This is a genomic window from Pseudomonas sp. ok266, assembly GCF_900110195.1.
Classification (GTDB): Bacteria; Pseudomonadota; Gammaproteobacteria; order Pseudomonadales; family Pseudomonadaceae; genus Aquipseudomonas; species Aquipseudomonas neuropathica.
The window spans coordinates 1-13,859 of sequence record NZ_FOCU01000017.1 but is presented as its reverse complement, the minus strand read 5'-3'; the positions used below and the strand labels follow the sequence as shown (position 1 = coordinate 13,859).

14 protein-coding genes are annotated in these 13,859 nt (G+C 61.0%); 4 read left to right on the top strand and 10 right to left on the bottom strand.

Annotation, left to right across the window (positions count from 1 at the left end):
* Nucleotides 1-83: 83 nt before the first annotated feature.
* The 6 genes from chrA to BMY54_RS26820 all read right to left on the bottom strand — a co-directional run bounded on the left by chrA (nucleotide 84) and on the right by BMY54_RS26820 (nucleotide 4,953).
* Entirely contained in the window at nucleotides 84-1,427 is a 1,344-nt protein-coding gene (chrA, locus tag BMY54_RS26845; RefSeq protein ID WP_093440726.1) for a chromate efflux transporter, read from the bottom strand.
* A 369-nt stretch (nucleotides 1,428-1,796) separates the two neighbouring features.
* The gene (gene moaE, locus BMY54_RS26840; RefSeq protein ID WP_093440721.1) at nucleotides 1,797-2,258 is read right to left on the bottom strand and encodes a molybdopterin synthase catalytic subunit MoaE; all 462 of its coding nucleotides are present in this window, start codon (nucleotides 2,256-2,258) and stop codon (nucleotides 1,797-1,799) included.
* A 3-nt stretch (nucleotides 2,259-2,261) separates the two neighbouring features.
* Nucleotides 2,262-2,513, bottom strand: a complete 252-nt coding sequence (locus tag BMY54_RS26835; protein ID WP_093440717.1) for a MoaD/ThiS family protein — start codon at nucleotides 2,511-2,513, stop codon at nucleotides 2,262-2,264.
* Entirely contained in the window at nucleotides 2,510-2,995 is a 486-nt protein-coding gene (gene moaC / locus BMY54_RS26830) for a cyclic pyranopterin monophosphate synthase MoaC (RefSeq protein ID WP_093440712.1), read from the bottom strand. Before moaC ends, BMY54_RS26835 begins: the two co-directional genes overlap by 4 nt.
* A complete protein-coding gene (gene fdhD / locus BMY54_RS26825; protein ID WP_093440707.1) occupies nucleotides 2,992-3,837 on the bottom strand; it encodes a formate dehydrogenase accessory sulfurtransferase FdhD in 846 nt (281 codons plus the stop codon). Before fdhD ends, moaC begins: the two co-directional genes overlap by 4 nt.
* 216 nt (nucleotides 3,838-4,053) lie before the next feature.
* Nucleotides 4,054-4,953, bottom strand: a complete 900-nt coding sequence (locus tag BMY54_RS26820) for a LysR family transcriptional regulator (protein ID WP_034155555.1) — start codon at nucleotides 4,951-4,953, stop codon at nucleotides 4,054-4,056.
* Between the two features lie 289 nt (nucleotides 4,954-5,242).
* Between BMY54_RS26820 and moaB the strand changes: the two genes are divergently transcribed.
* Both moaB and glp read left to right on the top strand, forming a co-directional pair.
* The gene (moaB, locus tag BMY54_RS26815) at nucleotides 5,243-5,782 is read left to right on the top strand and encodes a molybdenum cofactor biosynthesis protein B (RefSeq protein ID WP_093440704.1); all 540 of its coding nucleotides are present in this window, start codon (nucleotides 5,243-5,245) and stop codon (nucleotides 5,780-5,782) included.
* Nucleotides 5,779-6,984 carry a molybdopterin molybdotransferase MoeA gene (gene glp, locus BMY54_RS26810; protein ID WP_093440699.1) on the top strand — a complete coding sequence of 402 codons (1,206 nt, stop codon included), beginning with the start codon at nucleotides 5,779-5,781 and terminating at the stop codon, nucleotides 6,982-6,984. Before moaB ends, glp begins: the two co-directional genes overlap by 4 nt.
* Before the next feature lie 540 nt (nucleotides 6,985-7,524).
* Here the strand turns inward: glp and BMY54_RS26800 are convergent.
* The 3 genes from BMY54_RS26800 to BMY54_RS26790 form a co-directional block, all read right to left on the bottom strand.
* On the bottom strand, nucleotides 7,525-8,421 hold the full coding sequence (locus BMY54_RS26800; RefSeq protein WP_093440690.1) for a bestrophin family protein: 897 nt from the start codon (nucleotides 8,419-8,421) through the stop codon (nucleotides 7,525-7,527).
* Nucleotides 8,422-8,457: 36 nt separating this feature from the next.
* Nucleotides 8,458-9,456 (bottom strand): GTP 3',8-cyclase MoaA, encoded by a 999-nt coding sequence (moaA, locus tag BMY54_RS26795; protein ID WP_093440685.1) that lies wholly within the window; start codon nucleotides 9,454-9,456, stop codon nucleotides 8,458-8,460.
* Nucleotides 9,457-9,778: 322 nt separating this feature from the next.
* Entirely contained in the window at nucleotides 9,779-10,630 is an 852-nt protein-coding gene (locus tag BMY54_RS26790; RefSeq protein ID WP_093440680.1) for a CAP domain-containing protein, read from the bottom strand.
* Between the two features lie 199 nt (nucleotides 10,631-10,829).
* Here BMY54_RS26790 and BMY54_RS26785 point away from each other — a divergent pair, with 199 nt between their 5' ends.
* On the top strand, nucleotides 10,830-11,450 hold the full coding sequence (locus tag BMY54_RS26785; RefSeq protein ID WP_093440676.1) for a cell wall hydrolase: 621 nt from the start codon (nucleotides 10,830-10,832) through the stop codon (nucleotides 11,448-11,450).
* Here the strand turns inward: BMY54_RS26785 and BMY54_RS26780 are convergent.
* A complete protein-coding gene (locus BMY54_RS26780) occupies nucleotides 11,447-12,334 on the bottom strand; it encodes a LysR family transcriptional regulator (protein WP_093440671.1) in 888 nt (295 codons plus the stop codon). The two genes, BMY54_RS26785 and BMY54_RS26780, sit on opposite strands and share 4 nt — an antisense overlap.
* A 103-nt stretch (nucleotides 12,335-12,437) precedes the next feature.
* On the opposite strand from BMY54_RS26780, the gene BMY54_RS26775 reads away from it, so the two are divergent.
* Nucleotides 12,438-13,850, top strand: coding sequence for an MFS transporter (locus BMY54_RS26775; RefSeq protein ID WP_093440666.1), 1,413 nt, complete (start codon nucleotides 12,438-12,440; stop codon nucleotides 13,848-13,850).
* Nucleotides 13,851-13,859: the final 9 nt, after the last annotated feature.

The following is a 13,859-nucleotide window of genomic DNA, read 5'->3' as shown; positions in this document are numbered from 1 at the left end:
GGCGGGCTGACCCGCCGACCGGTGTGCCCGGATAGTAAGGGGGAATTCGCGGGCCTGTAAACGGGAGATTCACAGGCCCCGCTTCAGCGCGTCAGCTCAAAGCCCAGCCCGGCGAGGGCGCAAACGATCAACACGCTGATCACGCCGCGTTTGAAAACGAACAAGGCCAATGCTGCCGCAACCGCCAGCATCAGCGAAAACAGATCCAGTTTCCCGGCAAAACCGTTCGGCCAGAACACGTGGTAGGCGAAAAAACACGCCAGATTCAGAATCACCCCGACCACGGCAGCGGTGATCGCCGTCAGCGGTGCGGTGAACTTCAGTTCGTTGTGCGTCGATTCCACCAACGGCCCGCCGGCGAGGATGAACAGAAAAGAGGGCAGGAAAGTGAACCAAGTCACCAGCGTTGCCGCCAGCGCCCCGGCGGCAAAGGCATGTTCGGAGCCGAACGCCGGTTGCACGTAGGCACCGACGAAACCGACAAACGCCACCACCATGATCAGCGGGCCCGGGGTGGTTTCACCGAGGGCGAGACCGTCGATCATCTGCGTCGGCGTCAACCAGCCATAATGCCCGACGGCACCCTGATAGACGTAAGGCAGCACCGCGTAGGCGCCACCGAAGGTAAGCAGCGCGGCTTTGGTGAAGAACCAGGCCATTTGCGTGAACGTGCCGTCCCAGCCGAATAGCACCGTCAACAGCGCCATGGGCAAACACCACAGCGCGGCGCCGACCGACAGCAGCCGCAGCAACTTCGCCGGGCTGAAACGGACATGTTCGGGGGCCGGCGTATCGTCATCGATCAACGCCGGGCCGAAGGATTTCTCGCTGTTGCGCGCACCTGCGTTACTGAACCGCTGCGGCGCGAATCGGCCGCCCAGATAGCCGATCAGCGCGGCCCCGAGGACGATCAAGGGAAAGGGCACGTTGAAGGCGAAAATCGCCACGAACGACGCCCCGGCAATCGTCCATAGCCAGGCATTCTTCAGGGCGCGCGAGCCGATGCGATGCGCGGCGTGCAGCACTATCGCGGTGATTGCCGGTTTGATCCCGTAAAACACTCCAGCCACCGCTGGCACGTCACCGAAAGCAACGTACAGCCACGACAAGCCAATCAGAATGAACAACGATGGCAGCACAAACAACGCACCGGCGATGACACCGCCCCAGGTGCGATGCAGCAGCCAGCCGATGTACGTCGCCAATTGCTGAGCCTCGGGGCCGGGCAGCAACATGCAGTAGTTGAGCGCGTGCAGAAAACGCTTTTCAGAGATCCAGCGCCGGCGCTCGACCAGTTCTTGATGCATGATCGCGATCTGCCCGGCCGGGCCGCCGAAACCGATGCAGCCGAGTTTCAGCCAGAAGCGCCAGGCCTGGCGCAGGGTGACGGGATCGGGGCGGGGCAGGTTGTTCGGCGCTGTGCTCAAGCGAGACTCCGGGTTGAATCCTGGCGGAGCGGCTATCTAACCAGACTTTGCACCCTCACCCCAGCCCTCTCCCAGAGGGAGAGGGGGCCGACCGAGGTGTCTGGCGTTGTTCGTCGACCTGAAAGATCGAGTCGATTATGGATTGGTCATCAGCCAAATGCTCGAGGAGGAGGGGCCGGCCAGCTACGCAGGGAGAGATAGCGGACCGGGGTTATGTGCGTTTCACATCGAGCTGAAAGGGTTTGATCAATTATGGATTCACCACAACTCCTTCACGTCGGCGTACTTCTGCAATATCCCCCAATCAGTCCCCTCTCCCTCGGGGCGGTCCGACGTTTCGGGAGGGCTAGGGTGAGGGGCTTTTGCTTTTCAGGCGTGCGCCAGACTCCAGCGCAACGCCGCATCCCGATCGCTCTCACGGCCCTCGACCCAGCGTGAACCCTCAGGCGTAGTCTCGCGCTTCCAGAACGGCGCGCGAGTCTTGAGCACGTCCATGATGAACGCGCAGGCCTCGAACGCCATATGCCGATGCTTGCTGCTGACCCCGACAAACACGATCGGCTCACTCACCGCCAACGCACCGACCCGATGCACAATCTCCACCCCCAAAAGCGGCCAGCGCTCACGGGCTTCTGCGGCGATCTGCTCGAGGGCTTTTTCGGTCATGCCCGGATAGTGTTCAAGAAACAGCTCATTCACGCTCTGACCGATATTCAGATCACGCACATAACCAATGAAATTCACCACCGCACCCACCCGTGGATTGCGCGCATGCAGATCGGCGGTCAACTGGCCGACGTCGAAGCTTTTGTGCTGGACTCGAATAGCCATCGATCAACCCCCGGTCACTGGCGGGAAAAACGCGATCTCATCGAAATCCTCGATCACCTGACTCGGCTGACACAGCTCCTGATTCACCGCGCACATCAGGTTGCTGGCACCGAGCACTTCGCGCCACAACTCACCGCGCTGCATAAGCATTTGCCGCACATCTTCAACGCTGCCCAAAGCCTCAGTCAGCGGGATCTTTTCACCACCCAGATTCAACCGATCACGGTAGCTGGCGAAGTAGTTGATCAGGATCATTGCGCGTCCTCCCATTGAAAGTGACCCGAGCGACCGCCCTGTTTGCTGAGCAGACGGATGTCGCCAATCACCATCGCCCGATCCACCGCTTTGCACATGTCGTAAATGGTCAGCGCGGCAACGCTGGCGGCGGTCAACGCTTCGAGTTCGACGCCGGTCTGGCCGGTGAGCCGGCAAGTGCTGGTGATCTGCACGCGATCCGGTTCGCAGGCCTTGAGTTCGACGTGAATCGAGCTGAGCAGCAATGCGTGGCACAGCGGAATCAGTTCGTGAGTGCGCTTGGCCGCTTGTATCCCGGCGATCCGCGCCACCGCGAAGACATCGCCTTTCGGGTGGCCGTTGGCCTGAATCATCTGCAAGGTTTGCGGACGCATCTGCACCCAGGCTTGCGCCGTGGCTTCGCGGCGGGTCGCAGCTTTGTCGCTGACGTCGACCATGTTGGCGCGGCCCTGATCGTCGAGGTGGGTGAGGGTGTGGCTCATGCGGAAAACTCCTGGAGCGGGCTGTAAATTCGTGGGGCGTTGCGGTGCGGCACATGGATCAGATTGAGTCGGTGCTTGAGCGCCCAGCGCACGGTCAACGCGGTGGGCGCGGACAGGCTGACGAGGGTGCCGAGGCGTGCGCGCACGGCTTTGTGGATCAGTTCGAGGCTGCAACGGCTGGTGACCACGACGAAGCCTTCAGCGGCATTGACGGCGTCGATCTGCATCGCGCCGATCAGCTTGTCGAGGGCGTTGTGGCGGCCGATGTCTTCGCGGCACAGCAAGGCTTCACCGTCAGCGTCGAAGTACAGCGCGGCATGCAAGGCCCCGCTGCTGCGTGCCAGTTGTTGAGCGGCTTCGATGCGTTGGCGAATGCCGTTGAAATGCTCCGCCGGCGGCAATGCCGACGGTTGCAGGATCTGCAGTTGCGGCAGTGCCTGCTCCAGCGCTTCGACGCCGCAGATGCCGCAGCCACTGGTGCCGGTCATTTGCCGACGATGATCCTTCAAGGCCCAGAACGCACGGCTGGAAATCTGCACATCGGCCTGACAGGCCTGATCGAAATGCGTCAGGCGGATATCGTAGATCTCGTCGACGCTGTCGATGATCGCGTTGCTCAGGCTGAAGCCACGGATGAAGTCTTCGAGGTTGCCGGGCGAGACCATCATCACTGCCTGGCTCAGGCCGTTGTACGTGATGGCGAGGGCGATTTCCGAGGCCAGCGCTGCGTGGGAGAGGGCGGCTTCGGGCAGGTATTCGCGAAACATCACCTGCGCCGGTTGCGGTGCGGGGGCGTTAGGTTCGCTGGTGGATTCTGTGAGGGTTTCGATGTGGCAGAGCATCTTGAAAGTCCCGAAGCGCTGAAGAGTGTTCAGGCTACGGGGGCGTTAAAAATGCGTCCAATCGCTTGTTCCGATGTGGTGATTGCTTTGGTCGATCAATCAGGATTTGTATCGACTGTTCGGGCCTCTTCGCGAGCAGGCTCGCTCCCACAGGGGAATGCATTTCAACTGTGGGAGCGAGCCTGCTCGCGAAGGCGGCCTGACATTCAACATCATTTACTCGGCAGAAACCTCAACCCCAAACAACTTCCGCGCCTCGGCAAAACACTTCTCGGCAATCGCCGAACGCGGTTCGGTCTTGCGCATCACCAGGCCCAGCGGTGCGAGCACGCTGGCATCCGGCAACTGCATGAACGAGAGGTGTTCGATCGGCTCTTCCAGGCCGCTGTCCAGCGGCATGATCGCGCAGCAGAAGCCTTGGTGAATCGCCTGCAACAGCTGATAGGTGGAGTCGCTTTCCATGATCGGCTGCGGGCTGAGGCCACGGCTGCGGAAGCTCAAGTCGATGGATTTGCGGTAATGCATGCCGGCGGTGATCATCCCCAGCGGTAGTTCGGCGGCGTCTTCCCAGCTCATTTGCGAGCCTTCGAACTGGAAGTGGCGGTTGTCGTAGAGCAGGCCGACACGGGTTTCGCCGATCTCGAAAAACTCGAAATAGTTCGGGTTGACGTGGTCCAGGTAACACACGCCCAGATCAAGCTGGTTGTTGCCCAGCCCGGCAATGATCTCGTCGGAACTGAGCGACGACAGGCTGAATTTCAGTTCCGGGTAAGTGCCGGACAAACCCTGAATGTAATTGACCGGGTTGAAGCTGCTCAGCGGCACCAGACCCAGACGCAAGCTACCGACCAATTGCCCGCGACACGCCGCCGCTTCGGCAAACAAGCCATCGTGTGCTGCGAGCAAGGTGCGCGCCCAGGCCAGCACGCGCTCGCCGGCCTGGGTGAAACCTTCAAAGCGCTGGCCACGGTTGACCAGCACCAGATCCAGCTCATCTTCGAGATTGCGCAGGCGCATCGACAGCGTCGGTTGGGTGATGTGGCAGCGTGCGGCGGCCTGGCCGAAGTGGCGGGTTTCGTCCAGCGCGATCAGGAACTTGAGTTGTTTGATGTCCACGATGGCACCTGCTCGATGGGGATTTTTTGATTGAGTATTGACGCGGATGCGTGGGGCGCACGAAAAGCGCAGGGTGCGACGATCTCACTTGAACAGTTGTTCGTCCAATCGGAAGTGTTTAAGGGACTATCGATCGGCTCTATCAGGCCTGGTTTTACTGACCCTTAACAACGTGAAAGGTACCGATAGAGCCGGTCGATAATGTGGTTGGCCAGAGTGATTAGACAGTACTCATAAGTGGCACTTAGGCTGCTCGGCAATGTTTATTGACTGCTGCCGGAGAACTGCCATGAGCGCCAAAGCCGATGCCCTGTTTGTCCCCCTGAATATTGCCGTGCTGACGGTCAGCGATACCCGCGATTACGCCAGCGATACGTCGGGCCAATTGCTGGTCAGTCGGTTGCTGGAAGCAGGGCACACGTTGAGCGAGCGCAACTTGCTCAAGGACGATCTTTACAAGATCCGCGCTCAGGTCGCCCAGTGGATTGCTGACGAAGGCATTCAGGTGGTGCTGATCACCGGTGGTACCGGGTTTACCGGTCGCGACAGCACGCCGGAAGCGGTGGCCTGCTTGTTTGATAAGCAGATTGACGGCTTCGGCGAACTGTTCCGGGCGATTTCGATTCTGGATATCGGCACGTCCACCGTGCAAAGCCGCGCGCTGGCCGGGCTGTCGAACGGCACGCTGGTGTGCTGCCTGCCAGGTTCGACCGGTGCGTGCCGCACGGCGTGGGAAGGCATTCTTGCCGAACAACTGGATAACCGTCATCGCCCGTGCAACTTCGTCCCGCACCTGAAAGCCGTGCAAGCCTGCGGGCCACGCGGATGAGCAAGACACCGCTGATGCCGGTCGAGGACGCCCTCGACCAATTGCTCGGTATGGCCAATGAGCAACGTCTGGCCGACAGCGAACTGCTGGCGCTCGACGAAGCGCGTGGGCGGGTGCTGGCCAGTGATCTGCTGGCGACACTCGACTTGCCGCCGTGGCCGAACAGCGCCATGGACGGTTACGCGCTCAATCTCGCTGATCTGCACCGACAGCCGCTGAAGGTCTCACAGAAGGTTTACGCCGGGCTGGCGCCGGACACGTTGCTGCCCGGCACCTGCGCACGGATTTTTACCGGCGCGCCGCTGCCGCCCGGCGCCACCTGCGTCGAAATGCAGGAGAACGTCGAAGTGCTGGAGGACGGCCGTGTGCGCTTCTTGCAGCCGCTGAAGGCGGGGCAGAACATCCGCGCGCAAGGTCAGGAAAATCGCGTCGGCGACATCCTGCTGCGCGCCGGCAAACGCCTTGGACCGTTCGAGCTGGCGGTCGCCGCCGGGCAAGGGCTGGCGCAACTGCACGTGGTGCGTCGCCCGCGTGTGGCGCTGCTGTCGACCGGTGATGAACTGGTCGAACCGGGCCAGCCACTTCGCCCCAGCAGCATCTACAACAGCAACCGCGTATTGCTCGGCCACTGGTTGCTTGAGCTGGGCTGCGAAGTGATCGACGCCGGGATCCTCCCGGATCGCCCGGCGCAGACGCGGCTCAAACTTGAGCAACTGCAAGTGCGCGCTGATCTGATTCTGACTACGGGTGGCGTGTCTGCCGGTGATGCCGATTGCCTGGGTCAAGTGCTGCGTGACAACGGCAAACCGCTGTTGTGGAAACTGGCGATCAAGCCTGGCAAACCGCTGACGGTCGGGCATTTCGGCACGGTGCCGGTGATTGGCCTGCCGGGCAACCCGACTTCGGCGCTGGTGACGTTCGGGTTGTTGGCGCGGCCGTATCTGCTGCGCATTCAAGGCGTGGAAAATGTCACGCCGCTGAGCTTCACAGTCAACGCAGGTTTCGATTGGCACAAGGCGGGCAGCCGTCGTGAATACCTGCGGGTGCGGCTGGAGGCGGGGCGTGCGGTGCTCTATCCGAATCAAAGCTCCGGCGTCCTGCTCGGCGCGACCTGGGCCGATGGCCTGGTGGAAATTCCCGAAAACAGCACGCACAACCTCGGCGACCCGCTGCGCTTCATCCCGTTCAACGAACTCTTCTGACCCAACACAAATTCAACCTGTGGGAGCGAGCTTGCTCGCGAAGGCGGAGTGTCAGTCGACATTGATGTTGGCTCATACGGCCTCTTCGCGAGCAAGCTCGCTCCCACAATGGCTTTATGGCGCTCATCAATATCCGGGTGTGAATGCAAAACTTGTAGGAGTGAGCCTGCTCGCGATGACGGAGGGTCAGTCGACGAAGATGTTGACTGGGCCGGCGCCATCGCGAGCAAGCTCGCTCCCACATTGGTTTTGTGGTGGTCATCAATATTCGCGGTGTACGCAAAACCTGTGGGAGCGAGCTTGCTCGCGAAGGCGGAGTGTCAGTCGACATTGATGTTGGCTGACAGGGCCTCTTCGCGAGCAAGCTCGCTCCCACAATGGCTTTATGGCGCTCATCAATATCCGTGGTGTACGCAAAACCTGTGGGAGCGAGCTTGCTCGCGAAGGCGGAGTGTCAGTCGACATTGATGTTGGCTGATACGGCCTCTTCGCGAGCAAGCTCGCTCCCACAGGGTTTTGAGGTGTCTGCAGAGCTAAGGGTCAGCTCAGCACATAGTCCACCGGCTTCAGCGCCGGCGGCACTTCTGCGCCAAGTTCGGCGAGGATATCGCGTTCGATGGTGCGCACCAGCGCGTCGGTTGCCAGGTCGTTTTCGTCGCGGCCAAACGGGTCTTCCAGTTCATCGGCAATCGCATCCAGGCCAAAGAACGTGTAGCTGACAATCGCCGTGAACAGCGGTGTCAGCCAGCCCAGCGGTTCGGCCATGGCGAACGGCAGCAGGATGCAGAACAAGTAAATCGTCCGGTGCAGCAACAGCGTGTAAGGAAACGGCAGCGGCGTGGTCTTGATCCTTTCGCACACCGCTTGCGCCTGGGTCAGGCTGGTCAGGTGATTGGCCAGCAACATGTAGCGCCACTCAGTCAGCTCACCGTTCTGATGCAGATCGGAACACTGCTGGCCCACCGTCTGCAAAATGCGGCCGCTGTAATCCGGTGTCTGCGGATCGGGTTTCGGCATGATCCATTGGCTGCTCGCATCGGCCTCGCTTTCCTTGCGCAACCGCGCGTTCAGCGCATGGGCAAAGCCGCACAAATTGAGCAACAACTGCTTGCGCTCAGCCGATTCACGAATCACATGGGTTTCGCGAATCACCGAGCGAATGTGCACGATCACCTCGCCCCAAGCTTTACGGGCTTCATACCAGCGGTCATAGCAGGCGTTGTTGCGAAAACTCATGAAGATCGACAGCGACAAACCGAGCAAGGTAAACGGCGTGGCATTGACCTTGGTGAAGTTGCTCGGATGGAGGATTTCCACCAGCACGATAGCCGAAGCGAGCAGGGTGACCATCAGCGTGCGCAGGGCGATGCGTTTGGCAATCGAACCCTTGAGGGTGAAGAGAATGGCGAACTGGTTGACCTTGGGTCTGATGATCATGCTTTGCGGTTCCGATAACCGATGAAACTGGCGGGATCAGCCGCCGGTCATGTTCATGAAGCGCACGACCTGAACATCATCGTTCACTTCGAAATTGTGCCGATACGGCTTGAGTTTCATCGCCTCGATAATGGCTTTCTCCAGCCGTTGCGGTTGCCCCGGGTGGGCGCGCAGCAGCGCTTTCAGATCCACCGAGTGCTCGTTACCCAGACACAGTAGCAGGCGCCCTTCGACGGTGAGGCGTACGCGGTTGCAGGTGCCGCAAAAGTTGTGGCTGTGCGGTGAGATAAAACCCAGACGAATGTCCGGCGCCTCGGCCAGCCGCCAGTAGCGCGACGGGCCTTGCGTCGACTCGGCCGAGTCGATCAGGGTGTAGCGTTCGGCGATTTTTTCGCGCACCTGGGCGCTGGAGAAAAACGACTCGGCGCGACTGTGTTCACTGATGATCCCCAGCGGCATCTCTTCGATGAAAGAGACGTCGAGTTGACGGTCGATCGCGAAGCTGACCAGATCGTTGATCTCCTCATCGTTACGGCCCTGCATCACCACGACGTTGAGTTTAGTGCGGGTAAAACCGGCCTTGCGCGCGGCATCGATGCCGTTGATCACCTGCGCCAGATCGCCCGTGCGGGTCATCTGTTTAAAGCGCTGCGGATCGAGGCTGTCGAGGCTGATGTTCAGGCGTTTGACCCCGGCGTCGAACAGCGGCGCGGCGAGTCTGCCCAGTTGTGAACCGTTGGTGGTCATGCACAACTCGCGCAGGCCGGGCAGGGCGGCGATCTGCTCGCACAGCTTGACCACGCCCGGACGGATCAGCGGCTCACCACCCGTGAGACGAATCTTGCGTGTGCCGAGGGCAACGAAGCTCTGCGCCAGTTGATAGATCTCTTCCAGCGTCAGCACTTGTTGGCGTGGCAGAAACTGCATGTCTTCGGCCATGCAATAGACGCAGCGGAAGTCGCAGCGGTCGGTCACTGACATGCGCAGGTAGTCGACGCGGCGGTTGTAACCATCGATCAAGACACGCTCTGACAAGGAAGCCTCGCAGGAATGAAAACCGCTGTGGAAAGAGTGGGGGCAACGTAGGTTATGGGCAGCGGTCCATGGCGTCCAATCACTGTTAGTGACTGATCGATTGACGCCATCGATGACCCGATTTTTGAGTATCACAGATCATGGATACACCGCTTGGCACTGAGGGAGCTGTGTTGGCAGAGAATGACGGGGATTGCACCGATCACTGTGGGAGCGAGCCTGCTCGCGAAGGCGTCAGGTCAGACACATTGATGTTGACTGAAAAGGCCTCTTCGCGAGCAGGCTCGCTCCCACAGGGGAAGGTGGTGAACTTGAGAGCGGCTTATTGAGCGCCAAACATCGCGGTCCAGTAGATCCCGGCGCTGCTTTTCGGGTCGGTCGCGTAGGCGGCGCCGAGTTCCTGGTATTGCGGGTTCATCAGGTTGGCGCAGTGGCCGGGACTGGCGAGCCAGCCTTCGACGACTTTGTGCACGGTGTCTTGGCCGGCGGCGATGTTTTCGCCGACCAGTTGGCCGCTGTAACCGGCGAGTTCCGCGCGATCGCCGGGGGTGCGGCCGTCGCGGTCCTTGTGGTCAAAATAATTGTTATTGGCCATGTCGCGGCTGTGATCCTGGGCGATCGTACCCAGCGTCGCGTTCCAGGCCAGCGGTGCGGCAGCGGCGAATGCCTGACCGCCACACTGACGTGCCTGGCTGCGCGCGGCGTTGAGTTCACTAAGCAACTTCTGCCCCTCACTTTGCGCATCCCCCAGTTTGGCCGACAGCAGCGGCCGCGCCAATACGATGCGCCAGTCACGATCATCGCGGCTGACACCGACATCGACGAACTGCGGATCAAGCACCACCTGACAGAAACTTTCCTGAATCGCCTTCATCGCCGACGCCGCATCGCGCGGGCCGTTAAGCGTGATTGCCTGCACATTGACCATCGGGTAACTGGCGCTGGCCATGGCTTGTTGCAGATCGACAGCACCGGTGGCGCGTAATCTCAGCCGGGGATCAGCCGACAGCGGTGGCAGTTCATTCGATGCCTGCGACCCGCAACGCTGCGGCTGGCTGCGGTAGCTGTTGATCGACTCGATCAATTGCGACTCATCGCCAGCCAGCGCGGGAATGGCAGACATAACGCCCACGGACAAAGCGGCAAGACGCAAAACGAACGGCATGAAGCGCATGGAAATCTCCCTTGAGCTGAATGCGCCCATGATGCGCGAAAGGCACCCTGTGAGTGCAATGTCTTTTTTCTTCATTCAGCGGTTTTTCTGCGCAACTTTGTCTCTGGGTTTGCCGTCTACACTCACCGAAGACCCCGGGATACGGGTGTCTCCCCGACGTAACACCTTGCCCGACTCGGGCGCTGCCGGAAGAACAGACATGGGATTGAAAGGCTGGGCGGGTTGTCTCGTATTCACCCTGTTGGCAGGCTCTGCATGGGCCACCGATCAGGCCCCGATCAAAGCGAAGGCTGAAGAAAAAGCCCAAGTGCTGGAAGAGAAAGCGGCGGACAAGGTCAGCGCCGCACCGGCACCGAAAGCCGAAGCCATCACCCCGACCGAAGTGCAAGCGGTCGACCCGGCCGGCGCGGCGCCGCTGGACGATCCGATCACTTGCCTGGCGCGCAGTATCTATTGGGAAGCCAAAGGCAAAGACACGCCGGAAATGGAAGCGGTGGCCAATGTGGTGATGAATCGCCTCGGCCACGAAGGTTTCCCCGACACGGTGTGCGCTGTCGTCAAACAAGGTTCGGAAACCAAGAGCTGCCAGTTTTCCTGGTGGTGCGACGGGCGTCCGGATCAGGTCAAGGAAGATGCCGAATACACGCTGGCCAAGGATATCGCCCGCAAAGCGCTGAACCGCCAGCTCAAGGATCGCACCAACGGCGCGCTGTATTTCCACGACCGCAATGTGCATCCGAGCTGGGCCAAGGAATATCGCAAGACCGCGGAAACGAAAAAATTTCTCTTCTACAAACCTGCCGGTGGTGACGCGCGTTAGGCGCAGACCTGCCGCACACAATCACGCAACCAGCGATGCGCCGGGTCAGCGTCCATGCGCGGGTGCCAGAGCATCGACACACTGATGTCCGGCATCGCGAAGGGCAGGGCGAAACTGTGCAGGCCTGTGCGCAGTTTGCTGGTATGACGCTGCGGGACTGTGGCGATCAGGTCTGACTCACACACCAGCGTCAGCGCCGCCGAGAATCCACCGAATGAGGTGACGATGTCCCGCGTCAGACCGAGCGCGAGTAACGCTTCGTCTACTGGTCCGCTGCTGCGCCCGCGTCGTGAAATGAGAATGTGCTCGCCGCCGGCAAAGCGCCTGCTGGTGATTTTTCCCGTGCTCAAAGGATGCCCCTCACGCACTACGCCAATCCATTGATCCTGAAACAGTATGCGGCTGTGCAGTGTCGGGTCGGTGCTGTCATCGACCACGCCGGTTTCCAGATCGACGCGGCCTTCGCGCAGCGGCGTGCTGTCCTTGTCGGCTTTCTGCACAAAGCGCAGGCGTACATCCGGCGCTTCTTCAGCGATGCGTGCGAGCAGGGCGGCGGCGAAGGTTTCAACAAAGCCGTCGGTGTTGCGCAGGGTGAAGGTGCGTTGCAAGCGGCTCGGGTCGAGCACCTCAGCAGGGCGTAAAACCGCCTCGGCTTCCTGCACCAGATGACTGACCCGCTCGCGCAATTCGAGTGCACGCGGCGTTGGCACCAGGCCACGACCTGCTCGCACCAGCAAGGGATCCCCGGTGGTTTCGCGCAAACGGGCGAGGGCGCGACTCATGGCCGACGGGCTCAACCGCAGGCATTTGGCGGCGCGGGCGACGCTGCCTTCGCGCAGCAAGACGTCGAGGGTGATCAGCAGGTTCAGATCCGGTGCAGTCATGACATGGCGTTCCATGCAGGTATTGAGTGCAAAGCATGCGTCTTGCGCCGTGTGTTGTCGAGGCTCAGGCTATGACGCATCATCTTTGCACTGCGAGCCTGCCATGCCCCAAGAACCCCTGAGCACTCCCGCCCGCTGGGCGCTGACCAGTCTGGCCTTGTCGATGTTGATGCCTTCCCTGGACACCAGCATCGCCAACGCCGGCTTGCCGATCCTCGCGGCGGCGTTCGAGGCGACGTTTCAACAGGTGCAATGGATCGTGCTCGCTTACCTGTTGGCGATCACCACGTTGATCGTCAGCGTCGGGCGTCTGGGCGACGGTTTTGGTCGACGTCGACTGCTGTTGATCGGGATCGGCATTTTCACCAGCGCTTCGTTGGCCTGTGCGCTGGCTCCCGGACTGGGTTGGCTGATCGGCGCACGGGCGGTGCAAGGCGTCGGCGCGGCGATCATGTTCGCTTTGACAGTGGCGTTGGTGGCCGATGCGGTGCCGAAGACGCGGGCTGGCAGTGCGATGGGCTTGCTGGCGACGATGTCGGCGACGGGCACCAGTCTTGGGCCGTCGCTCGGTGGGTTGTTGATGACGCATGTCGGCTGGCAGGCGATTTTCCTGCTCAACGTGCCGCTGGGCTTGCTCAATGTCTGGCTGGTGTATCGCTTTCTGCCGGCGGATCGCGCAGCTGGGCCGCGAATGACGTTCGATTATTCTGGCAGCGCGGTGCTGGTCTTCACGCTGGCGGCCTATGCGCTGGCAATGACGCTCGACGGTTTCATGTTGCCGTTGCTGCTGGCCAGCCTGGGTGGCGCTGGCTTGTTCTTCATGACCGAGAAGAAGGCCAAGGCGCCGCTGATTCGCTTGTCACTGTTCGCTGACCGGCGATTGAGCAGCAGCCTGGCGCTGACCTTGCTGGTGACGACCGTGATGATGACCACGCTGGTGGTGGGACCGTTTTACCTGAGTCGCGGATTGGGCCTCAGCAGTGCCGTGGTCGGCTTGGCGTTATCGGTCGGGCCGTTGTTGTCTGCGTTTGGCGGTGTGCCGGCCGGGCGTCTGGTGGACCGCTTCGGCGCGCGGCGCATCGTGCCGGGCGCGTTGCTCGCCATGGCCTGCGGTTGTGGCTTATTGGCGCTGTTGCCGATGAGTCTGGGGTTGCCCGCCTATTTGCTGCCGATTGCAGTGGTCGCCGTCGGCTATGCGCTGTTTCAGGCGGCGAACAACACCGGGTTGATGGCTGGAGTTCGTCAGGAGCAACGCGGTGTGGTTTCGGCGATGCTCGGACTGGCACGTAATCTGGGGTTGATCACTGGGGCGGCGGTGATGGGCGCAGTGTTTGCGCTGGCGGCGGGCGATCCGACGCAGGCGCCGGCAACATCGATTGCCAGCGGTTTGCACATCACTTTTGGCGTCGCGGTGGCATTGATGCTTATGGCGTTGATCATCAGCCGAGCGCAGTTCAACTGTAGGAGCAAGCCTGCTCGCGAAGAGGTCGGCACAGCCAATATCTTCAGAGACTGACACTCCGCT